This is a genomic window from Cellulomonas xiejunii (genome assembly GCF_024508315.1).
Lineage (GTDB): Bacteria > Actinomycetota > Actinomycetes > Actinomycetales > Cellulomonadaceae > Cellulomonas > Cellulomonas xiejunii.
In genome coordinates, this window is record NZ_CP101987.1 from 483,642 (window position 1) to 505,352 (window position 21,711).

The 21,711-nt window shown below is 69.7% G+C and carries 19 protein-coding genes; 16 read left to right on the forward strand and 3 right to left on the reverse strand.

Going from position 1 to position 21,711, the window contains the following annotated elements; genetic code table 11:
* Positions 1 to 15: 15 nt before the first annotated feature.
* On the forward strand, positions 16 to 3,762 hold the full coding sequence (locus tag NP048_RS02405; RefSeq protein ID WP_227577904.1) for an NACHT domain-containing protein: 3,747 nt from the start codon (positions 16 to 18) through the stop codon (positions 3,760 to 3,762).
* Positions 3,763 to 4,015: 253 nt separating this feature from the next.
* On the opposite strand, the gene NP048_RS02410 is transcribed toward NP048_RS02405, so the two are convergent.
* A complete protein-coding gene (locus NP048_RS02410; RefSeq protein WP_227577905.1) occupies positions 4,016 to 5,086 on the reverse strand; it encodes a DUF3644 domain-containing protein in 1,071 nt (356 codons plus the stop codon).
* A 468-nt stretch (positions 5,087 to 5,554) separates the two neighbouring features.
* On the opposite strand from NP048_RS02410, the gene dnaK reads away from it, so the two are divergent.
* The 4 genes from dnaK to NP048_RS02430 all read left to right on the forward strand — a co-directional run bounded on the left by dnaK (position 5,555) and on the right by NP048_RS02430 (position 9,631).
* Positions 5,555 to 7,417, forward strand: a complete 1,863-nt coding sequence (gene dnaK, locus NP048_RS02415; protein ID WP_227577906.1) for a molecular chaperone DnaK — start codon at positions 5,555 to 5,557, stop codon at positions 7,415 to 7,417.
* Between the two features lie 50 nt (positions 7,418 to 7,467).
* A complete protein-coding gene (gene grpE / locus NP048_RS02420) occupies positions 7,468 to 8,043 on the forward strand; it encodes a nucleotide exchange factor GrpE (RefSeq protein WP_227577907.1) in 576 nt (191 codons plus the stop codon).
* 130 nt (positions 8,044 to 8,173) lie between these two features.
* Positions 8,174 to 9,163 (forward strand): DnaJ C-terminal domain-containing protein, encoded by a 990-nt coding sequence (locus NP048_RS02425; protein ID WP_227577908.1) that lies wholly within the window; start codon positions 8,174 to 8,176, stop codon positions 9,161 to 9,163.
* A gap of 42 nt (positions 9,164 to 9,205) precedes the next feature.
* Positions 9,206 to 9,631 (forward strand): heat shock protein transcriptional repressor HspR, encoded by a 426-nt coding sequence (locus NP048_RS02430; RefSeq protein WP_227577909.1) that lies wholly within the window; start codon positions 9,206 to 9,208, stop codon positions 9,629 to 9,631.
* Positions 9,632 to 9,661: 30 nt separating this feature from the next.
* Here the strand turns inward: NP048_RS02430 and NP048_RS02435 are convergent, their stop codons facing one another.
* Positions 9,662 to 10,084 carry a hypothetical protein gene (locus NP048_RS02435; RefSeq protein WP_227577910.1) on the reverse strand — a complete coding sequence of 141 codons (423 nt, stop codon included), beginning with the start codon at positions 10,082 to 10,084 and terminating at the stop codon, positions 9,662 to 9,664.
* Between the two features lie 181 nt (positions 10,085 to 10,265).
* Between NP048_RS02435 and NP048_RS02440 the strand changes: the two genes are divergently transcribed.
* From NP048_RS02440 to nrdF, 6 genes are all read left to right on the forward strand, one after another.
* A complete protein-coding gene (locus NP048_RS02440; RefSeq protein ID WP_227577911.1) occupies positions 10,266 to 12,119 on the forward strand; it encodes an AAA family ATPase in 1,854 nt (617 codons plus the stop codon).
* A 141-nt stretch (positions 12,120 to 12,260) separates the two neighbouring features.
* Positions 12,261 to 12,488, forward strand: coding sequence for a chemotaxis protein CheW (locus NP048_RS02445; RefSeq protein WP_227577912.1), 228 nt, complete (start codon positions 12,261 to 12,263; stop codon positions 12,486 to 12,488).
* 626 nt (positions 12,489 to 13,114) lie between these two features.
* Positions 13,115 to 13,360, forward strand: a complete 246-nt coding sequence (gene nrdH, locus NP048_RS02450) for a glutaredoxin-like protein NrdH (RefSeq protein ID WP_227577913.1) — start codon at positions 13,115 to 13,117, stop codon at positions 13,358 to 13,360.
* A gap of 199 nt (positions 13,361 to 13,559) precedes the next feature.
* The gene (nrdI, locus tag NP048_RS02455) at positions 13,560 to 13,976 is read left to right on the forward strand and encodes a class Ib ribonucleoside-diphosphate reductase assembly flavoprotein NrdI (protein WP_227577914.1); all 417 of its coding nucleotides are present in this window, start codon (positions 13,560 to 13,562) and stop codon (positions 13,974 to 13,976) included.
* Complete coding sequence (gene nrdE, locus NP048_RS02460) at positions 13,946 to 16,093, forward strand: class 1b ribonucleoside-diphosphate reductase subunit alpha (RefSeq protein WP_227577915.1); 2,148 nt, start codon at positions 13,946 to 13,948, stop codon at positions 16,091 to 16,093. The genes nrdI and nrdE overlap by 31 nt, the downstream gene beginning before the upstream one ends.
* Before the next feature lie 51 nt (positions 16,094 to 16,144).
* Positions 16,145 to 17,125 (forward strand): class 1b ribonucleoside-diphosphate reductase subunit beta, encoded by a 981-nt coding sequence (gene nrdF / locus NP048_RS02465; RefSeq protein WP_227578242.1) that lies wholly within the window; start codon positions 16,145 to 16,147, stop codon positions 17,123 to 17,125.
* A gap of 129 nt (positions 17,126 to 17,254) precedes the next feature.
* Here the strand turns inward: nrdF and NP048_RS02470 are convergent, their stop codons facing one another.
* Positions 17,255 to 18,118: an alpha/beta fold hydrolase gene (locus NP048_RS02470; protein ID WP_227577916.1), complete on the reverse strand. Its 864-nt coding sequence runs from the start codon at positions 18,116 to 18,118 to the stop codon at positions 17,255 to 17,257.
* 101 nt (positions 18,119 to 18,219) lie between these two features.
* Here NP048_RS02470 and NP048_RS02475 point away from each other — a divergent pair, with 101 nt between their 5' ends.
* The 5 genes from NP048_RS02475 to NP048_RS02495 all read left to right on the forward strand — a co-directional run bounded on the left by NP048_RS02475 (position 18,220) and on the right by NP048_RS02495 (position 21,614).
* Positions 18,220 to 18,726 (forward strand): CGNR zinc finger domain-containing protein, encoded by a 507-nt coding sequence (locus NP048_RS02475; RefSeq protein WP_227577917.1) that lies wholly within the window; start codon positions 18,220 to 18,222, stop codon positions 18,724 to 18,726.
* A 173-nt stretch (positions 18,727 to 18,899) separates the two neighbouring features.
* Positions 18,900 to 19,754: an alpha/beta fold hydrolase gene (locus NP048_RS02480; protein WP_227577918.1), complete on the forward strand. Its 855-nt coding sequence runs from the start codon at positions 18,900 to 18,902 to the stop codon at positions 19,752 to 19,754.
* 127 nt (positions 19,755 to 19,881) lie between these two features.
* On the forward strand, positions 19,882 to 20,142 hold the full coding sequence (locus NP048_RS02485) for a ribbon-helix-helix domain-containing protein (protein ID WP_256769419.1): 261 nt from the start codon (positions 19,882 to 19,884) through the stop codon (positions 20,140 to 20,142).
* Complete coding sequence (locus NP048_RS02490) at positions 20,139 to 20,513, forward strand: type II toxin-antitoxin system death-on-curing family toxin (RefSeq protein WP_227577920.1); 375 nt, start codon at positions 20,139 to 20,141, stop codon at positions 20,511 to 20,513. Before NP048_RS02485 ends, NP048_RS02490 begins: the two co-directional genes overlap by 4 nt.
* A gap of 204 nt (positions 20,514 to 20,717) precedes the next feature.
* On the forward strand, positions 20,718 to 21,614 hold the full coding sequence (locus tag NP048_RS02495) for a sulfurtransferase (protein WP_227577921.1): 897 nt from the start codon (positions 20,718 to 20,720) through the stop codon (positions 21,612 to 21,614).
* Positions 21,615 to 21,711 lie beyond the last annotated feature (97 nt).

Sequence of the window (21,711 nt, forward strand, 5' to 3'; positions counted from 1 at the left end):
GGCTAGGTTCGAGCCGTGGATCCGACTGTGCTGCTCCTCGCCGCTGGGGTGGCGAAGTTCGGCATCCGCGTGGCTGCGATAGCTCGAGCTGCGGTCGACCCACTCTCGGGAGCCACCGACGTCCTCAGCAGCGGCGCCGACGCCGTGGGTGATGCAACCGGTCTCGTGGGACAGCGCCCTCGGGGTTCAGCACCGGATCCCGTGGCGACGCGGATCGCGACAGAGCTTGACCGGCGCCTTGCGGGGGTCGCGGACGTCACCCGACGAGCGGACCTCGAAAGTGCTGCCCGCGACGTCGGCGCACTCTTCGTCACGTTGGCAGACGACGACGCCGCACTCGTCGCTGCCGTGACCCTGGGTGCGCCGGGCGAGTTCGAGCGATTCGTCGACAGGCGGGGCGGAGGTCAGGTCCGGTTCTACTCGTCGATGGCGGCGCGGCCGCTCGTCGATGCGTGCATCGGAGCGGCGTGCGCCTACCTGACGAGCGCGGCTCCGAGACTGCCGGGATTCTCTCGGGCAGCCATGATCGAGCTGCTGCGGCGAACACAGGTCATCGTCGAGATCGAGGAGCGCTCCAGGCAGGCTCACGCGGAGCTCGGGGTGCTCCGAAGCGCCGTGGAGCGGCTCGACGACGTGGCGCCGGTCGACGAGGTGATCGACTACCTCGAGTCGCGCAGAGCGGACTGGGATCGCTCGACATGGCGTGCGGACGGTCTCCCCCCGTCCCGCCTCGAGCAGTCGCTTCGCGGAGTCGAGCAAGGGGGTGACGTCGTGATGAGCGACGCGGACGCTCTGGACGGCCATCAGACGGTCGTCGTCCTCGGAGGCCCCGGCTCGGGAAAGACGTGGCTAGCGCATCGCTACGCACGCCAAGCCGCGACCCGAGCGCTGGACGGAATCCGCGCCGGCAAGTCGCTCGCCGAGATCGAACTGCCTCTCGTCACCTCGTGGGCCGTGTGGCAGGAAGCCGAGGGGGACCCCGCCTCGTCACTCATCTCGGCCGCGTTCTCCGCGTCCCATGGCTATAGGTCGTTCGGGGGCGACGGGTCGGTTGCCCGTATGGAACGAACCTACGCACGTGCTCAGCGCGTCCTTGTCATCGTCGACTCGCTGGACGAGGCGCCGCACGTAGCAGGGCAGCGGGCGCGCCTGGACGGCCTCCTCGGCCTCCGGTCGTGGCGAGCAGTGGTCACCAGCAGGCACGGTGCGTGGGACGCCACGTTCCGGGGAACCTCGCCCGGTCTCGTCCGGCCTCGCGTCGTCGAACTCCGGGACATCAGGTACCCCGATGACGTCGAACCCTTCATCGAGGCGTGGTTCAGCAGCGACCGTCAGCGTGCTGAGGGACTCGTCCGAGGGATTCGCGCCAGCCCAGAGCTCCAGAGAGCATCGGTCGTCCCGCTCGTCACGACCTTCTATTGCCTCATCGCCGAGAGTGAAGCCGGCGAGCTGCCGGAGCGGCGTAGGGCGCTGTATGACCGAGTGGCGCGACGCCTCCTCCGGGGGGACTGGTCGGGGCAGACGGAGTCTGACGTGCACGCCTGCGTTCAGCTGCTCGCGACCTGGGCGGGGACCGCCGTCGCCGGCATGCCCAGCGGTCTGGGCACGTGGAAGGACGCCTTCGTGGAGCCCTTCCGGCCACCTCCACAGCTTGCACGCGCCATGGACAACGTCACGCCGCGACAAAGCGACGACCGCGAGGGCAGGGTCACCCGACAGTTTCGCCACCGAACGCTTCTCGAGCACTTCGTCGCGGAGCACATCGCCTCGCTCCCCGGTGCAGAAGCGGCCCAGAATCTCGTCCCCCACCTCTGGTTCGACCCTGAGTGGTCCGTGTCCTTGCCAGCCGCTGTCGCCGCTCACAACGCAAGGTCGCGCGGCGAGCTGCTCGATCGCATCCTCGACCGCGTCGGTCCGCCACGGAGCACGCCTGCGCACCGGGCCGCCTACGACGTGTTCGAGCATCAGCTGCTCGCCATTGCCGCCGAGTCCGACCCAGGCGACTGGGTGCCGGAGCACCAAGCGCTGCTGAACGACTGTCGGATTAGACACGCCGTCGTGGCCCCTCGCGCGATGGCGCGGACGCGTCATTGGACTGGATCCAACGACGAGGTCTGTGTCCGGATCGTCGCGGCTCTCGCCACGTTGAAGCAGGACCGGCAAGCCTTGATCGAGCTGGCCCGAGCGCTGATAGCGACGGCCACGACGCCAGAGGCTCGCAACCGTGCGACGACCGCGCTCCTCGACGCCTGGGACATCGGAGGGGTGAGCACCCTGGGTATGGAGTGGACGCTCGTGCAGCTGGCCACGACGCCGGAGTCGCGCGCCGCCACCCGATCAGCGCTGCTGCAGGGGATGGTGGCCCACCCAGAGATCGTCGATGACCTCGCCCTGCTGCTGGTGGAGCTGGAGGACACACCGTCGACCCGGCTCGCCGCCACAGCTGCCTTGACGACGGCGATCTGTCGACCACACCCGTGGGCGATGCAGCGACAGCCTCGTGTTCTAGTCGAGCTGGCGACGACCTCCGGCTCACGAGAGGCGGCGGCGACGTCCATCATGCGCGTACTCGGCACGGCCGACCCCGTCGATGTCGTCCCCCTGACCGAGGCGTTGCTGGCACTGGCGTCCACCCCGGAATCTCGTGGCGCAGCACGAGCGGCCATCGTGCAGGCGGTGCATGCGCACGACCCGCGGTGTGTCAGTGAACTTGCGAGAGCTCTCGTCATGCTCGACGGAGCACCCTCTGCACGTGCGTTGGCGGCGGCCTCCGTGATGAAGGCCATGGACACGGCCGCACCGTTCGAGGTCGGCCGTCTCGCCAGGACGCTGGTGCGCCTGGACGATTCGGCGACCGCCCGCAGCAGAGCGGTCGCGGCAGTGCTCCGCGCTGTCCAGGACTCTGGCCTCGACCGTGAACGACGAGCTGTTCTCATCGAGGTCGCTACATCGCCGGAGACACGGCGCGCAGCGGTGGCCGCGATAGGCCTTCTCGCCAGAACGGCCTACCCACGAGTGACGAGCGAGATCGTCCGCGCTCTCCTGGAGCTCGCGTCGACACCTGAGGCGCGGATGCATGTCTGCGAGACGATCGCACAGGCATTGGACGATCCTCACGACGCCGATCTGACAGTGCCCCTGGCCGAGGCGTTGGTTGCACTCGACCCCACGCCGGAGGGCAGGTCCCTCGCAGTCACGGCTCTTCGCCGTGCACGCCCCCGGCAGCGGTCGCTCGTCATCAGGTGGGCGCGGACCCTGGTGGAGATCGACGCATCAGCAGAAGCGCGCAGCGTCGCTCGGGCGGGAGTCAGCTCTGCGATGGACCCGTCTTACCGGCTCGAGATCTCATCCCTCCCGGGCCTGGCGAGCCTCCTGACAGAGTTGGACGAATCGCCCGCGTCGTCCATGCTTGCCTCGGCCACCTTGAGCGACGCCTTGGACGAGTGCGACCCTCGTGATGCTGCCCAGGTCGCGACAACCCTGGTGCGGCTCGACGCTTCGGCGGCAGCTCTCACGGTGGCGACCGCAGCTCTCGTCCGGGAGCTGCGCAACACGAGCAACCCACGGGAAGCGGAAGCCCTTGCCGACGCGCTCATCGGCGTCGTCGACACACCTGAATCACGACAGGCCGTCCAGATCAGCCTCGCCGCGCTCGTGCGCGAGCGGCCGTCATGCTCGCCGGCCGTTCTTCGCGTGATGGTCGCCTCCTTGCGCCGTACGTGTTCCACCGACGACTGGCTGAACTGGATGAGGGAAGGCTAGAAGCACAGAGCCGCGTCGGGCGATGTCCGTCTACGCCCCCGCTCCTGGTCGGGGCGAGGTCAAGAATGCGAAGAGGTGTAGGAGCTCATCGAAGTTGTCCGGCGCCCGACGCCCTGACCTGAAGCGGGACGAATTAGTGAGACGCTCGCCGTCTCACCAATTTGTCCGAATCCTCGCCTCGCCGGGCGGCACCGCGGAGACCTTCGGCCGGAGCCGCAGTCACGGTCGCGTAGTGCCCTCTGACCTGACGTGGCTAACGGATCGACAGATCCGGGTCGTCTCGACCTTCGCGCATGCCGACGACCTGATGGGCCATGATCGCGTCGTAAGTGGTGGGATCGGACAAGTGTCGGATCAGGTAGGTGACCCACTGCGGTGTGTATACGTACTGCCTGAAGGCCGGATTGTACCGGCAGAAGTCGGATTTTGTCGCGGCCGCATTGGGCGCGTCCGCCGCCGGACGCACCTGGAAGTACCGCCATGCCTGCGTGTGCATGTGGAGAGTGAAAGGGCGTTCGATCGCGGTGTCGACCGCATCCACGACCGCCTTCGGCAGGAGGCCGTTGAGGTCCTCTACCGGCACCTTCTTCTCACGGATGATCGTCTGCACTTGCTCAACGACTGCGTTCTGCTCGGGGGTCAGCTGGTCGGCGTGAACGAATGTCATCGCCGCGTCTGCGTCGGTCTTGGGCCCAGTGTGGGGGATGAGATAGATCCGGAAGTCGAACTTCTGCTCCGCCGTGATCCCGGGCTCAAGAGCGGCGTCGAAGTCCTGGATCCAGTCCAGCACCCCGCGGGGGACCTGAGCTCGCAGGGTCCTAAGTGCCGCTGTCGCATCCTGCGTGATCGAGGAGACGAACAGCGGGAAGCGCAGTTCGGTGCCTAGAGCCTCGTCAGTGCCGAAGAACTCGACGAGCGTCGTCTCGTAGTTCAGAAGGAGCGCCTGTGTCCGGCCGGCGACGACTGACGCGATCTTCGCCTCGTGCCGGTGCTCGATCTGGTTCCTCAGGCCGACGAAGAAGTTGATGTTGGCGACTCGGGGATCGGTCTCGTCCAGCACGTCGCGCAGCAGGGTACGCAGCGGCTTGTAGAGCCAGCCGCCCTCGGGATGCTTCCGCCGCCAGTTCCGGGCGTCGCGCTGGATGAGGTCGCCGCCCTGCTCGTCTACGCGGGCCTGGAGCAGCTTTAGCCAGCCGAGTGTCATGTGCACGATGAACGCTTCGAGCTGTCGCTCGTTGCCCGAGCGGTTGTAGATGTCAACAGCCAGCCGGACCTCATTCTTCGAGGTCTGGAGGATGTGCCACCACCGCGGCCGAGGAGCCATGTGTCGAACCTAGCGGCAGCGGTGGCGGTGGCACGCGACTACGACCACGCCTGAGCGAACGACTCGCGGCGTCGGTGCTGGGTCTGTTGCACGGCGGGTTGCCCTTGGTGGGTGTGTCTGTCGGACCCGGGTGTCACTCTGTGAGCGACGCCCACGGCAGGAGGTGATCACCATGGGCAAGCCCTCGAAGGCAGCACTGTCGAAGGCGGGCAGCACTCTCGCGTCCGACACGACGAGCAAGGCGGCCAAGAGCAAGGCTGGCTCCACTCTCGGCAGTGAGACGCGGAGCGAGACGCACCCGGGAACAAACTCCACCCTTCCAGAGTTGAGCCCATCAGACTCAACTTCCGCCGCCTCCAGTTGCCCCGCGCCCCCGGCGCATCGCAGACTTGAGTCTGGCGGACTCAAGACGTCTCTCAGACCACAGCACGTCGGAGCCCCACCCGGCTCCAGGAAGAAGGCACACCCATGGCACGAGCAGTCGGCATCGACCTCGGCACCACCAACTCCGTGGTCGCCACCCTCGAGGGCGGCGAGCCCACGGTCATCGCGAACGCGGAGGGGTCGCGCACGACTCCGTCCGTGGTCGCGTTCTCCAAGACCGGCGAGGTGCTCGTCGGTGAGGTCGCCAAGCGTCAGGCGGTCACCAACGTCGACCGCACCATCTCGTCCGTCAAGCGCCACATGGGCACGGACTGGTCGGTCACCATCGACGACAAGAAGTACACGGCGCAGGAGATCAGCGCCCGCATCCTCGGCAAGCTCAAGCGTGACGCCGAGGCGTACCTGGGCGAGCCCGTCACGGACGCCGTCATCACGGTCCCGGCGTACTTCAACGACGCCGAGCGTCAGGCGACGAAGGACGCGGGCACCATCGCGGGCCTCAACGTCCTGCGCATCATCAACGAGCCGACCGCCGCGGCGCTCGCCTACGGGCTCGAGCGCGGCAAGGAGGACGAGAACATCCTCGTCTTCGACCTGGGTGGTGGCACGTTCGACGTGTCCCTGCTGGAGGTCGGCAAGGACGACGACGGCTTCTCGACGATCGAGGTCCGCGCGACCGCCGGTGACAACCGCCTCGGCGGGGACGACTGGGACGCCGCGATCGTGGCGCACCTGGTCACCGAGGTGAAGAACACCACGGGCGTCGACCTGTCGAAGGACAAGATCGCCCTGCAGCGTCTGCGTGAGGCGGCGGAGCAGGCCAAGAAGGAGCTGTCGTCCGCGACGAGCACCAACATCTCGCTGCAGTACCTCTCGATGAGCGAGAACGGCCCCATCCACCTGGACACCAAGCTGACGCGCGCGCAGTTCCAGCAGATGACGCAGTCGCTGCTCGACCGCGTGAAGGCGCCGTTCCAGCAGGTCATCCGCGACGCGGGCATCTCCGTGAACGACATCGACCACGTCGTCCTCGTCGGCGGCTCGACCCGTATGCCGGCCGTCTCCGAGGTCGTCACGCAGCTCACGGGCGGCAAGGAGCCCAACAAGGGCGTCAACCCGGACGAGGTCGTGGCCGTCGGTGCCGCGCTGCAGGCCGGCGTCATGAAGGGCGACCGCAAGGACGTCCTGCTCATCGACGTGACCCCGCTGTCCCTGGGCATCGAGACCAAGGGCGGGGTGATGACCAAGCTCATCGAGCGCAACACGGCCATCCCGACCAAGCGCTCGGAGATCTTCTCCACGGCCGAGGACAACCAGCCGTCCGTCCTCATCCAGGTGTTCCAGGGTGAGCGCGAGTTCGCCCGCGACAACAAGCCGCTCGGCACGTTCGAGCTGACCGGCATCGCGCCGGCGCCGCGCGGCATGCCGCAGATCGAGGTCACGTTCGACATCGACGCGAACGGCATCGTGCACGTGTCCGCCAAGGACCGCGGCACGGGCAAGGAGCAGTCGATGACGATCACCGGCGGGTCTGCCCTCCCCAAGGAGGACATCGACCGCATGGTCAAGGACGCCGAGGAGCACGCCGCCGAGGACAAGAAGCGCCGCGAGGAGGCCGAGACCCGCAACACCGCGGAGCAGCTCGTCTACCAGACGGAGAAGCTGCTGGCCGACAACGGCGACAAGCTCACGGACGACGTGAAGGGCGAGGTCGGCGGCGCCGTCACGGAGCTGAAGGCCGCGCTCGAGGGCACGGACGTCGAGGCCATCAAGGCCAAGCACGCGGCCCTGCTCACGGCGAGCCAGAAGATCGGCGAGGCGCTGTACGCCAACCAGGCCGCCAACCCGGCCGGTGACGGCGCCCCCGCGGCCGACGCGGGCTCGACGACCTCCGACGAGGACGTCGTCGACGCCGAGATCGTGGACGACGAGGACGACAAGAAGTGACCGAGGATCGACCCCAGGCAGGGACACCCGAACCCGAGGAGAACCCCCGCGTGACCGACAAGCGTCGCGTCGACCCGGAGACGGGTGAGCTGCGCGAACCGACGCCCGAGGAGGCCGTGCTGGCCGAGGCCGAGCAGGTCACCTCCGAGGCCGAGGAGTCGGTCGTCCTGGAGGGCCTCGTCGCGGCGGAGAAGCTCGCGGCCGAGCGGCTCGAGGACCTGCAGCGCGCCCAGGCGGCGCACTACAACCTCGAGCAGCAGTACAACGCGTACGTGAAGCGGTCCAAGGCCGAGGCCCTGGCCGCCCACGACCGCGGGGTCGCCACGGTCGGCGAGGCGCTGATCCCGGTGCTCGACGACATCGAGCTGAGCCGGCAGCACGGCGACCTCACCGGACCGTTCGCGTCGATCGCCGAGAAGCTGGAGTCCACGCTCCAGCGCCTCGGGATCGAGCGGTACGGCGAGGTCGGTGAGGCGTTCGACCCGGCCGTCCACGAGGCGCTCATGCACGGGCACTCGGCGGACGTCACCGAGCCCACGGTGCAGCAGGTGCTGCAGCCCGGCTACCGCACGCCGGGCCGGATCCTGCGGGCCGCGCGCGTCGCGGTCGTGGACCCGGAGGCCTGATTACCAGCATCATCAGCACCACGCACGCAGACGGGCGGCGGCCGAGCACCGGCCGCCGCCCCTGCGGCACCTGGATCGTTGGGAGCACGACCACGGACACGCACAGCACGACGAACCGGAGGGAGGCGCCGTGACCGGACAGGACTGGATCGAGAAGGACTTCTACGCCGTGCTCGGCGTCACCAAGGACGCCGACGCGACGGCGATCAAGAAGGCGTACCGCAAGCTCGCTCGCCAGCTGCACCCCGACCAGAACCCGGGTGACGCGGCTGCCGAGGCGCGGTTCAAGGACATCGGCGAGGCGTACGCGGTCCTGTCGGACCCCGAGCAGCGCCAGCAGTACGACCAGCTGCGCGCCATGACCGGTGGTGCCCGCTTCACCGCGGGTGGCCGGGGCGGCGGCACGGCCGGCTTCGAGGACGTCTTCGGCGGCATGTTCGGCGGCGGCGCCAACGGGCCCGGCGGGCGCGTGCGCTACTCGACGGGTGGCGCCGGCGGTGCCGGCTTCGAGGACATCCTCGGCGGGCTCTTCGGCGGCGGCGGTCCCGGGTTCGGTGCCGCGCGCGGCCCGCAGCCGGGCGCGGACCTCACGGCGTCGACGACCCTGCCGTTCCGTACGGCTGTCGAGGGCTCGACGATCTCGCTGTCCGTCGAGGGCCGCACCGTCAACGCCCGCATCCCCGCGGGCGTGCGCGACGGGCAGAAGATCCGGCTGCGCGGCAAGGGCCGCCCCGGCGACCCCGGTGCGCCTGCCGGCGACCTCGTCATCACCGTGCACGTCGAGCCGCACCCCGTGTTCACGCTCGACGGCATCAACCTGCGCCTGACGGTCCCGATCGCGTTCGACGAGGCTGCCCTCGGCGCGACGATCGAGGTGCCGGCGCTCGACGGCTCGACGGTGCGGGTCAAGGTGCCCGCGGGCACGCCGTCCGGCCGGACGCTGCGCGTCAAGGGCAAGGGTGTCGTGACGTCGAAGGGCACGGGTGACCTGCTCGTCAACGTGCAGGTGGTCGTCCCGCAGAAGCTGTCGGCGGCAGCCAAGGAGGCCGTGCAGGCGTTCGGCATCGCGACGTCCGGCCAGGACGTGCGCGCCGACCTCATGGCGCAGGCGCGGCGCTGACGCCGTGACCGGACCGCAGGAGCGAGAAGGGCGGGAGGTGTGATGGACGAGGACGCGAAGGTCTACGCGATCTCGGACGCCGCGGAGCTCGCGGGCATGCACCCGCAGACGCTCCGCCAGTACGACCGCCTCGGTCTGGTCCGCCCCGCCCGCACGCGCGGGCGTGGCCGCCGGTACTCCATGCACGACATCCAGCTGCTGCGCGAGGTGCAGCGCCTCTCCCACGAGGAGGGCGTGAACCTGGCCGGCATCAAGCGGGTCCTCGAGCTGGAGGAGGAGGTCCGGGTGATGCGCCGGCAGGTCGAGTTCCTGCGCACGCTCGTCGACCCGCGTCGCCGGGTGTTCCGCGCCGACCCGACGGGCAACGTCGTCGCGGACCGGCTGCACCCGCTGGCGGAGGCCGACCCGCCGCGTCGACCCCGCTGGGTGCCGCGTGAGCTCACGTCCGGCCCGACCCGCCGCAGCTGAGCCGCCGCCCGCTCGGGGTGGTCGGGATGGTCAGGCCCAGTACCAGCGGAACCGGGCGTGGCGTGTGCCGTTGAGCTCGCGCACGCGCGCGGCCGCGTTCGGCAGCCAGCGGTAGCGCTCGTACGTCCCGCGGCCGGTGTGCACGGCCCAGGGCAGGAGCCCGGCGAAGCGTGCGACGAGCAGGAGCAGCGCGATCGCACCGACGATCCACAGCTCGAGCAGCACGACGACGACCCCGGCGACCACCACGAGCGCGAGCAGTGCCGCGAGGACCGCGACGACCAGGGCGACGACGCCGCCGATCAGGTCGTCGGCCGCGCTGCTGAGCGAGGCCAGGTCGATGCCGTGGTCCACGACGCGTCGGCGAGGACGCCAGGGCAGCAGCCGCACCTCGATCTCGGCGGTCCCGGCCGGCGCGTCGACCACTCCGGTCACCTCTGTCTCCACGTCCACGCACCCTCCGCTCGTCACGTCGCGCGCAACCTACCGGCTCGGCGCCGGGTCATGGGCCGGACGGGTGACAGTCGGCCCGTGCTGTTGTCCGATTCGGACAATCCGGACCACGATGGCCGAACCACCGCGGATGCGGCGGCCGGGCCCCCGCGCGGTCGTCGCCTGACGAAGGGGTCTGCCCGTGACCGACGCCCCCGCACGCCCCCAGCTCGGCGCGCACGACATCGCCGTCGACCGTGAGCGGGTGCGCCGTCGGCGCGTGATCCGGCTGTGCCTCGTCGTGCTCGCCCTTGAGGCGTACGTGGTGTGGTCGGCGCTGACCGGGCGCCCGCTGGTCGTGCTGCCGGACGTCGACCCGATGATCCTCGCGCCCGTCCTGTTCTTCGTCGCGCTGATCGCGCTGCTCGTGGGGACCCAGGTGGGTGCCGGGCGCTCGCCGCACGTCACGTACCGGCCGGAGCAGGTCGACGTCACGCTGGACGACGTGGTCGGCATCGACCCGATCGTCGACGACGTGCGGCGCTCCATCGACCTCTTCCAGACGCACCGCCGGTTCGCCGACCAGATGGGCGGCACTCCGCGGCGCGGAATCCTCTTCGAGGGCCCCCCGGGGACCGGCAAGACGCTGACGGCCAAGGCGATGGCCGCCGAGGCCGGCGTGCCGTTCCTGTTCGTCTCCGCGACGAGCTTCCAGTCGATGTACTACGGCGCGACGGCCCGCAAGATCCGCACCTACTTCAAGGCGCTGCGCACCGCGGCCCGCAAGGAGGGCGGCGCGATCGGGTTCATCGAGGAGATCGACGCGATCGCGCTGCGTCGCGGCGGACTGCTGGGCTCGGACCCGACCGCCGCGTTCGTGGCGCTGCCGTCGCCGGCGGCGATGCTGACGGGCCAGGGCACCGGGGTCGTGCGCAACGCGATGATCTCCGAGGGCACGGGTGGCGTGGTCAACGAGCTGCTGGTGCAGATGCAGTCGTTCGACGAGCCCGTGGGCGCCGACAAGCTCTACAACCGCCTCGTCGCGGCCGTGAACCTGCTGCTGCCGCCGCACCGCCAGATCATGCAGCGCCGCCCCACGCGCGCCCCGATCCTGCTCATCGCCGCGACCAACCGCGCCGACCACCTCGACCCGGCGCTCCTGCGCCCGGGCCGCTTCGACCGGCGGCTCACGTTCAACCCGCCGGACGCGCACGGGCGGCGGGCGCTCGTCGACCACTTCCTCGCCCGGCGCTCACACCACCCCGAGCTCGACGAGCCCGTCGTGCGCGACCGGGTCGCAGCCGCCACCAGCGGCTGGACGCCCGTGATGGTCGAGCACCTGCTGGACGAGGCGCTGGTCAACGCGCTGCGCCGCGGCGACGACGCGATGTCGTTCGTCGACGTGGAGCAGGCGCGCATCACCGAGCTCGTCGGCCTGGGCCACCCCGTGACGTACACGAAGGGCGAGCGCGATCTCATCGCCACGCACGAGGCCGGGCACGCCGTCACCGCGTGGCTCGTGGCGCCCAACCGGAACCTCGAGGTCCTGACGATCGTCAAGCGCGGCTCGGCGCTGGGCCTGCTCGCGCACGGTGACTGCGAGGAGGTCTACACCCACACGCAGTACGACCTGCGGGCGCTCGTGCAGATCGCGATGGGCGGGTGGGTCGCGGAGGAGCTGTTCTTCGGTCAGACCACCACCGGGCCGGCCTCCGACCTCGCGGCGGCCACCCGCACGGCGGCGCAGATGGTCGGTGCGGCGGGTATGACGGGGTCGCTGGTGTCGTTCGCGGCGACCGACCGCGACCTGGTCTCGGCGGTCATCGGGGACCACGCGGCGAGGGCGCAGCTGGAGGAGGTCCTGGACAGCGCGCGGGCCACCGTGCGGCGGTTGCTCGCGAGCAACCGGGACCTCGTCGAGGCCCTGCGGGACGCGCTCCTGGAGCGGCACGAGCTGGTGGGCGAGGAGATCACGGGGGTGCTCGAGAAGGCGGTCACCGCGCGGCCCGACGGGGTCCGGCCGGCGTCGCCGGGTGAGCACCTGCGAATCGCCTGACCAGCGGTCGCCCGTCAGGGCGTACGGCGTGGTCCGCAAGGGGGACTAGGTCCTAGGACTGGGTCCAGATCGTGAGACGATACGGAGTGCCGGTGACCCCGGCACTCCGTACTCATCGCACTCACAAGGAGCGTTACCGCCGTGTCCGCCGTCACCTGGCATCGTCGTCCGACGACCGTTGCCCTGCCCCTGCGCACCCGTCTGCGCCACCTCAACGAGACCATCCGCTGGGCCCCCGCCCCGTACTTCGAGGGCACCGCCCGCCAGCGTCTGCGTTACGTCGGCTACGTCCTGGGCTCGATGCTCGCCTGGACGGTCGGCGGACTGGTCGTCGTCGCGGCCCTCGGCCGCGCGCTCACCTCGTTCTGAACCCAGGGAGCCGTGCCGGGCGCGCAACGACGCGCACCCGGCAGGGCTCCGGTCGCACGCCGTGGGCCGAGCGTGCACCCGTGGAAGGACCCGACCGGCGGGCCGCCGCCGGCTGTCGGGACCGCCGAGCGCGTCTCCTTCCCCTCCGCTCGGTGTGATCCGCGCACTCCTTCGGGGTGTCGCCGCGCGACGCGCCGGAGCGCTCGTCGCGACATAGCAGACAGGACGCCCGAATCGCCTGTGGACGGGCATGGGGACGACACGCCCTGCCCTGTGCATGCCGATGTGGGCGGCCGCGGCGTGTCGTGTGGCGGCCCGGCGTCCCCGCACGTCAGGCGGCCTTGTCGGTGTCCACAGGTAGTGTGCGACCAAGCCCACAGGGTGAAGAACGACACGGGTGTAACACAACACTTAGTAGTGACTTGCGCTGTCAGACCCCAGGTGTAGTGTCTACACAGACGGCTCGCCCCGAAGTACAGGGATGTCACGCGAGCCTCGTCAGCAGGTCGGACGGCACCTCCCGGGGGCCTCGCGACGGGCCGACGAGGGCGACGCGGGCACCCGCCCCCGGGTGACGCGGCCGCCAGAGGCGATCACACACAGACCACGAGCTCGGGGGAGCAGACATGACCATCACGGTGTACAGCAAGCCGGCCTGCGTTCAGTGCACGGCGACGTACCGCGCCCTCGACAAGCTCGGCCACGACTACACGGTCGTCGACATCTCGGAGGACGCCGACGCACGTGACTACGTCATGTCGCTCGGGCACCTCCAGGCGCCGGTCGTCGTCGTCGGCGGGGAGAACTGGTCGGGCTACCGCCCCGACCGCATCAAGGCACTCGCGGAGAAGCTGGCGACGCAGGTCGCCTGACGTCGGCGGGCCGCACGGGTCCGCCGCCCCGCACGCCCCGGGCCGACGCATGGCTCACGCCGCGTCGGCCCGGCGGGCATTCGAGAACAGGTCGGCCGGCGCCGAACGGCGCCGGTCGACCTGCACCCGGTAGCGATCGAGGTCTCGGCGTGTCCGAGGTCCGGGCGATCACCGCAGCTCGCGGGGAAGGAGTCAGACGGTGGCACAGCTCGTCTACTTCTCCTCCGCGTCCGACAACACGCACCGCTTCGTCGAGAAGCTCGGACTGTCGGCGCAGCGCATCCCGCTGCGACCGGCGGACGGCTTCCTGCGCGTCAGTGAGCCGTACGTGCTCGTCGTCCCCACGTACGGCGGGGGCAACGAAGGGGGCGCCGTACCGCGTCAGGTCGTCAAGTTCCTCAACGACGAGGACAACCGTGCGCTGATCCGCGGCGTCATCGCGGCCGGCAACACGAACTTCGGAGAGGCGTACTGCATCGCGGGCGACATCGTGGCCCGCAAGTGCCACGTGCCCTACCTGTACGCCTTCGAGCTCATGGGAACAACTGAGGACGTCAACCGCGTCCGCGAGGGATTGGGAAGATTTTGGCAGCGACAGTCACAGATACCCGCGTAGAGCAGACGGGGCTGGACTACCACGCCCTCAACGCGATGCTCAACCTGTACGACGCGGACGGGAAGATCCAGTTCGACGCCGACCGGCAGGCTGCGCGGGAGTTCTTCCTGCAGCACGTCAACCAGAACACGGTCTTCTTCCACGACCTGGACGAGAAGCTCGACTACCTCGTCGAGAACCGGTACTACGACCCCGCGGTGCTCGCGCAGTACGACCGTGCGTTCATCAAGTCGCTCTTCCAGCACGCGTACTCGAAGAAGTTCCGCTTCCAGACGTTCCTCGGCGCGTTCAAGTACTACACGTCGTACACGCTCAAGACGTTCGACGGCAAGCGGTACCTGGAGCGCTTCGAGGACCGCGTGTGCATGGTGGCGCTGTCCCTGGCCGAGGGCGACGAGGCCTTCGCGACCAGCCTCGTCGACGAGATCGTCTCCGGCCGCTTCCAGCCCGCGACGCCCACGTTCCTCAACCTCGGCAAGGCGCAGCGCGGCGAGCCCGTCTCCTGCTTCCTGCTGCGCATCGAGGACAACATGGAGTCCATCGCGCGCGGCATCAACTCCGCGCTGCAGCTCTCCAAGCGCGGTGGCGGCGTGGCGCTGCTGCTGTCGAACATCCGCGAGCACGGTGCGCCCATCAAGCACATCGAGAACCAGTCCTCCGGTGTCATCCCCGTGATGAAGCTGCTCGAGGACTCGTTCAGCTACGCCAACCAGCTCGGTGCGCGTCAGGGCGCCGGCGCGGTGTACCTGCACGCGCACCACCCGGACATCTACCGCTTCCTCGACACCAAGCGCGAGAACGCGGACGAGAAGATCCGCATCAAGACGCTGTCGCTGGGCGTCGTCATCCCGGACATCACGTTCGACCTGGCGAAGAAGAACGAGCCGATGTACCTCTTCTCGCCGTACGACGTCGAGCGCGTCTACGGCGTGCCGTTCGCCGACGTGAACGTCTCGGAGAAGTACTACGAGATGGTCGACGACGGGCGCATCCGCAAGACCAAGATCAACGCGCGCGAGTTCTTCCAGACGCTCGCGGAGATCCAGTTCGAGTCCGGGTACCCGTACGTCATGTTCGAGGACACGGTGAACCGGGCCAACCCCATCGAGGGCAAGATCACGCACTCGAACCTGTGCTCGGAGATCCTGCAGGTCTCGACGCCGTCGACGTACAACGAGGACCTGTCCTACGCCGAGGTCGGCCGCGACATCTCCTGCAACCTGGGCTCGATGAACATCGCCCTGTCGATGGACTCCCCGGACCTGGGCAAGACCGTCGAGACCGCGATCCGCGCACTGACGGCCGTGTCCGACCAGACGAGCATCGAGTCGGTGCCGTCGATCAAGAAGGCCAACGCCGGCGGGCACGCCATCGGCCTGGGGCAGATGAACCTGCACGGGTACCTGGCGCGCGAGCGGATCTTCTACGGGTCCGACGAGGGCCTGGACTTCACGAACATGTACTTCTACACGGTCGCGTACCACGCGATCCGTGCGTCGAACCTGCTCGCGCAGGAGCGTGGCTCGGCGTTCTACGGGTTCGAGAAGTCGACGTACGCGACCGGCGAGTACTTCACCAAGTACGTCGAGAAGGAGTGGAAGCCGCGCACCGCGCGCGTCCAGGCCCTGTTCGACGAGGCCGGCGTGCGCATCCCCACGCAGGACGACTGGCGTCTGCTGGCGGCCCTGGTCGCCGAGCACGGCCTGTACAACCAGAACCTGCAGGCCGTCCCGCCGACGGGCTCGATCTCCTACATCAACCACTCGACGAGCTCGATCCACCCGATCGCGTCGAAGATCGAGATCCGCAAGGAGGGCAAGATCGGGCGCGTCTACTACCCGGCGCCCTTCATGACGAACGACAACCTGGAGTACTACCAGGACGCGTACGAGATCGGCTTCGAGAAGGTCATCGACACGTACGCCGAGGCGACGCAGCACGTCGACCAGGGCCTGTCGCTCACGCTCTTCTTCAAGGACACCGCCACCACGCGCGACCTGAACAAGGCGCAGATCTACGCGTGGAAGAAGGGCATCAAGACCATCTACTACATCCGCCTGCGGCAGATGGCACTCGAGGGCACCGAGGTGGAGGGCTGCGTCAGCTGCATGCTGTGACGCCCTGACCTGCCACGACGCCTTCGACGAGACTGAGGAACGAACGACATGATGAGCCCCACTGGCAAGATCAAGCTGGTCGACCGGGTATCGGCGATCAACTGGAACCGGCTGCAGGACGAGAAGGACGCCGAGGTCTGGGACCGCCTCGTCGGCAACTTCTGGCTGCCGGAGAAGGTGCCGGTCTCCAACGACATCCAGTCCTGGGCGACCCTCACCGAGGCCGAGAAGACGATGACGACCCGCGTCTTCACGGGCCTGACGCTGCTGGACACCATCCAGGGCACGGTCGGAGCGGTCAGCCTCATCCCCGACGCGCTGACCCCGCACGAGGAGGCCGTCTACACGAACATCGCGTTCATGGAGTCGGTGCACGCCAAGTCGTACTCCTCGATCTTCTCCACGCTGATCTCCACCAAGGAGATCGACGAGGCGTTCCGCTGGTCGGAGGAGAACCCGAACCTGCAGCGCAAGGCCGAGATCGTCCTCGACTACTACCGCGGCGACGACCCGCTCAAGCGCAAGGTCGCCTCGACGATGCTCGAGTCGTTCCTGTTCTACTCGGGCTTCTACGCGCCCATGTACTGGGCGTCGCGCGCCAAGCTGACGAACACGGCCGACCTGATCCGCCTGATCATCCGCGACGAGGCCGTGCACGGGTACTACATCGGCTACAAGTACCAGAAGGGCCTGGAGCTGGTGTCCCCGGCCGAGCGCGCCGAGCTCAAGGAGTACACGTTCAACCTGCTCTTCGAGCTGTACGACAACGAGGTGGAGTACACGCAGGACCTCTACGACGACCTCGGGCTGACCGAGGACGTCAAGAAGTTCCTGCGCTACAACGCCAACAAGGCGCTGATGAACCTCGGCTACGAGGCGCTGTTCCCGCGCGACGAGACGGACGTCAACCCGGCGATCCTGTCCGCGCTGAGCCCCAACGCGGACGAGAACCACGACTTCTTCTCCGGGTCGGGCTCCTCGTACGTCATCGGCAAGGCCGTCAACACCGAGGACGACGACTGGGACTTCTGATCCCCGCGTGATGCTGCGGCCCCCGTGACCTGCTCGGTCACGGGGGCCGCGGTGCTGTGGTGCCTGCGGGAGGCGGGCTCGATCGCGACCCGGCCGGTTCGTGCGGGCGGTGACGGCCTTCTGCCGGCGCTAGAAGGTGCTGCGCCAGTCCCGGATCGACGCGGCCACCTCGTCGAGGTGTGTCTCGAGGAGGAAGTGGCCCCCGTCGAGGAGCTCGACGCGCGCGCCCGGTACGTCGCGGCGGAAGGCCTCGGCGCCGGCCGCCGCGAAGATCTCGTCGTTGCGTCCCCAGATGGCGAGCACCGGGACCCCGGACGTGCGGAGCCAGTCGTGCAGCTCGGGGTAGAGGTCGCGGTTGCTCGCGTAGTCGCGGAAGAGGTCGAGCTGCACGGCGTCCTGGCCGGGCCGCTGCAGCAGCGTGATGTCGTGCTCCCAGGCGTCGGGGTCGACGAGGGAGGGGTCCGGCACGCCGTGCGTGTACTGCCACTCGACGGCGGCCCGGCCCAGGGCCGGACGCAGCGCGTCCCGTGTCGTTGCCGTGCGGTGGGCCGCGTCCGCCCAGATCGGCTCCCAGAAGTCCGGGACGAAGCCGTCCTCGTAGGCGTTGCCGTTCTGCGAGATGACGCCCTCGACCGCGGTGGGGTCGGCCAGCGCGAGACGCCACGCGATCGGCGCGCCGTAGTCCTGGACGTAGACGGTGTACCGGGTGAGCCCGAGTGCCTTGACGAACGTGGCGGTCACGTCGGCGAGGGCGTCGAACGTGTAGTCGAACTCGTCGGTGGACGGTGCCGACGAGCGGCCGAACCCGATGTGGTCCGGGGCGATGACGCGGTACGTGTCCGACAGCGCCGGGATGAGGTGGCGGAACATGTGCGAGCTCGTCGGGTACCCGTGCAGGAGCAGGATCACCGGGGCGTCCTGCGGCCCGGCCTCGCGGTAGAAGACGTCGAGCCCGTTGACGGTGACGGTCCGGTGGTGCGTTCCGGCGCTCATGACTAACCCCTAACAGTGGATTTAATGGTTAGCGGACCGTAGCATGGGGTCGTACGCTCGGCAATGGCCGACCGGCCGGCGGCTCAGGAAGGTGGCGGAGGATGCTCGAGGACGAGGACCTGCTCCTGGACGTGCTCAACAGCAGCCCGGTGGTCGACGGCGCCGTCACCGAGCAGCTCGACGGGGCGCAGGGGCAACAGCTCGCCACCCGGTTCGGGGGCACGGGCTCGGACGTCGAGCTCCGTGCGCTGCGGCGCGCCCGTGCGGCGGTGCACGCGGCCGTCCGCGGGCAGGGCGACGCGCCGCAGCAGCTGTCCGCCGCCATCGGCGTCGCCGTCATCGTGCCGCAGGTGACCGCCACGGGGATCGACTGGGACCTGCGTGCCCCGGCCGACGAGCGGCTCGCGGCACGCACCGTCCTCGCGTGGGCGCGGGTCCAGCAGGAGCTCCCGGGCCGTTTGCGTCCCTGCGCCAACGACGAGTGCAACCTCTTCCTCGTCGACCACAGCCGTCCCGGCACTGCGAAGTGGTGCTCGATGGCGACGTGCGGGAACCGCATGAAGGCCCGCGCGCACGCGCAGCGCGAGCGGCTCAGCGGTCGCGTGTGACGGGCGTCCACACCTCGCCTGACGGTGGCCACATGGCACCGTCGGGACGCGAGACCTCGAGCAGGAACCGCCCTCGCCCGCCGGTTGCCGCCTCGCCATACTCGACCTGTGCGCGTCATCCCCGCTCCGTCGCAGGCCGGCCCGACGTCGACGCCCGTCTCCGGGCGGCCCGTGTGAGCGGGCCGACCGAGGTCGGCTTCGAGGGAGCTGACGGCACGGCGCTCGTCGCGCACATCACCGGTGCGGGGGAGCCGCTCGTCTGCCTGCCCGGTGGTCCGATGCAGGCGTCGTCCTACCTGGGTGACCTCGGCGGCCTGGCGGCGCACCGTTCCCTGCTGCTGCTCGACCCGCGAGGGACGGGCGGGTCCGGCGTCCCGGCGGACGTCGCCACCTACCGCTGCGACCGTCAGGTCGACGACCTCGAGGCGTTGCGTCGGCACCGCGGCGCCGACCGGCTCGACCTGCTCGCGCACTCGGCCGGTGCCGCGATCGCGGTGCTGTACGCGGCGCGGTACCCGGAGCGGGTGGGCTCGCTGGTCCTCGTCGCACCGAGCCCGCGGGTGGTGGGGGTCGAGGTCACGGACGCGGACCGCCGTGCTGTGGCCGAGCAGCGCCGCGACGAGCCCTGGTTCCCCACGGCGTGGGCCGCGTTCGAGCGCATCTGGTCGGGGGACGCGACGGTCGCGGACGTCGACGCGATCACACCGTTCCTGCACGGCCGCTGGGACGAGGAGCGTCGCGACCTCCTCCCGGCGCTCGACGCCGGCCGCAACGACGAGGCGGCGGCCGCCTACTACGACCTCGATCTCGACGTCGACGGCACCCGTGCCGCGCTCGGCGCATTGCGCGCCCCCGTGCTGCTCGTGGCGGGTGAGCTCGACGTGGCCCTCCCTCCCGCCCGTGCCGCCGACTACGCCGCCCTGTTCCCGGACGCGACCCTCGCGGTGCAGCCCGGGGCGGGCCACTACCCGTGGCTCGACGACCCTGAGCGGTTCGTGTCGGCGGTGAGCGGTTTCCGCCCTCGCTAACGACGAGGCCTCCTGATCCCGCTCGTCCCACCCGGTGCGTCACCCGGGCGAGTCGCGCCATCGCGGCACGTGGGAGTCGAGCCACGACGCGAACCTGGCCGGATCGCGCTCGCGGGGGCGTCGTCGGGTGTTCGACGATGTCGGCGTACGCTGGTGGCACAGTGATACCGAGGAGGTCGGGATGTCGACGATGTCGTTGCGCATGAGCGACGAGGACAGCGCCCTCTTGCGTCGTCTCGCGGAGCGCGAGAACCGGTCGATGAACGACACGGCGATCCTCGCGATCCGCCGGCTCGCCGAGCAGACCGTCGTCGAGGACGCCTTCGCCGACGCGGTCTCGAAGGTCGCCGAGCGCGACGCCACCCTGCTCGACCTGTTGTCCCGGTGAGCGTCTGGTATCCGACCCTCGGCACGGCCAAGCTGATCTGCGACCGGTTCGGACTCCACATCCGTGACGCCGGCTCGCTCGCCTCGGCTCTCGCGCGTCCCTCGCAGGTCGTCTGGGGTGCTGAGGCCTACGTCGGGATCCACGCCAAGGCGGCAGCCCTCCTCGACGCGATCAACCGTTCGCACCCGCTCCACGACGGCAACAAGCGCCTCTCGTGGCTCCTCGTCGCGTCGTTCTACGAGGTCAACGGGTACTCGCTCGTCGTCGGCCCGCACGACGGTGACGCGTTCATCCGAGCGGCCGGGGGCGACGACCACCTGACGCTCGACGCCATCGCCGGCTGGTTGTCGGACCACGCCGTCGCGCACTGACGTCGGCGAGTCGTCGCCGCAGCCGGATCGCCCTGGCCGTCTTCCACGACGGCGGCTCGGAGCCGCGGCGGACCAGCGGATCCACCATCGTGCCGCCCGTCCGGTCGTCCCGGGCAGCCCGGTGTCCGGTCTGTCGCCACGTTCCGGGTCGGGCGTATCGTCGCACGACGTCCGTCCGAGTCGTCCGTGTTCGAGGGGATTCCCATGTCACCCGCACTGCCCGCGCTCGTCACCCCTGAGCTGTTGCACACCACGCTCGAGGCGTCCGTCCTCCCCGTCGTCGTGCTCGACGCGACCACCGCGCTGGCCACGCACGGCGACCTGGAGCCGTACACGGCTGCTCCGCTGCGCGACGCGTACCTCGAGGCGCACGTGCCGGGGGCGGCGTTCGTCGACGTCACGCACGAGCTGTCGGACACCGCGGCCGACGAGCTGTTCACGTTGCCGTCGTCGGAGGCGCTGGCCGCCGCGTTCGGGGACGTGGGCGTCGGGGACGACACGCACGTCGTCGTCTACGACAACGTCGGCAACGCGTGGGCGACGCGCGTGTGGTGGCTGCTGCGCTGGCTCGGCCACGACGCGGTGTCGGTGTTCGACGGCGGGCTCGGTGCGTGGCAGGCGGCGGGGCTGCCGGTCGCGTCGGGCGGTGAGGACGACGCGGCAGTGCGCGCGACGCTGCGCACGCTGACGCCACGCGTGCGCCCGGAGCTGCTGGCGACGTTGCCGGACGTCGAGAGGCTGTCGGCGGGCGATGCGCCGGGGGTGCTCGTCAACGCGCTCGACCCCGAGACGTTCCGCGGCGAGCAGGCCGTGTGCCCGTACCCGCGCCGCGGCCGCATCCCGGGCAGCGTGAGCGTGCCGCTGTTCGAGCTCCTGGACCTGTCGACCGGCCGGCTCCTGCCCGTCGCCGGCCTGCGTGAGCGGCTGCAGGACGGCGGTGTGCTCGGGGCTGAGCGGGCCGTCACGTACTGCGGCGGCGGGATCGCCGCGACCCTGCCGGCGTTCGCGGCGTTCGTCGTCGACGGCACCGAGGTCGCCGTCTACGACGGCTCGCTGTCCGAGTGGACCGCCGACGAGCGGCGACCGGTCGACATCGGGTGAGCGCGCCCGGCCCGCTCCCGTAGCCGCCGCGTCGCAGGTCGCGGGCATGAAGGCAGGCCTTTCGTCCTGCGGATCCGCGTGGTGCGCTGCCGATGCT

Coding starts and splice junctions, on each gene's coding strand:
- NP048_RS02410 (WP_227577905.1), bottom strand. CDS start 5,086: ATGGCTCCTCGGCCGCGGTGGTGGCACATCCTCCAGACCTCGAAGAAT.
- dnaK (WP_227577906.1), top strand. CDS start 5,555: ATGGCACGAGCAGTCGGCATCGACCTCGGCACCACCAACTCCGTGGTC.
- NP048_RS02430 (WP_227577909.1), top strand. CDS start 9,206: ATGGACGAGGACGCGAAGGTCTACGCGATCTCGGACGCCGCGGAGCTC.
- nrdH (WP_227577913.1), top strand. CDS start 13,115: ATGACCATCACGGTGTACAGCAAGCCGGCCTGCGTTCAGTGCACGGCG.
- nrdF (WP_227578242.1), top strand. CDS start 16,145: ATGAGCCCCACTGGCAAGATCAAGCTGGTCGACCGGGTATCGGCGATC.
- NP048_RS02470 (WP_227577916.1), bottom strand. CDS start 18,118: ATGAGCGCCGGAACGCACCACCGGACCGTCACCGTCAACGGGCTCGAC.
- NP048_RS02475 (WP_227577917.1), top strand. CDS start 18,220: ATGCTCGAGGACGAGGACCTGCTCCTGGACGTGCTCAACAGCAGCCCG.
- NP048_RS02495 (WP_227577921.1), top strand. CDS start 20,718: ATGTCACCCGCACTGCCCGCGCTCGTCACCCCTGAGCTGTTGCACACC.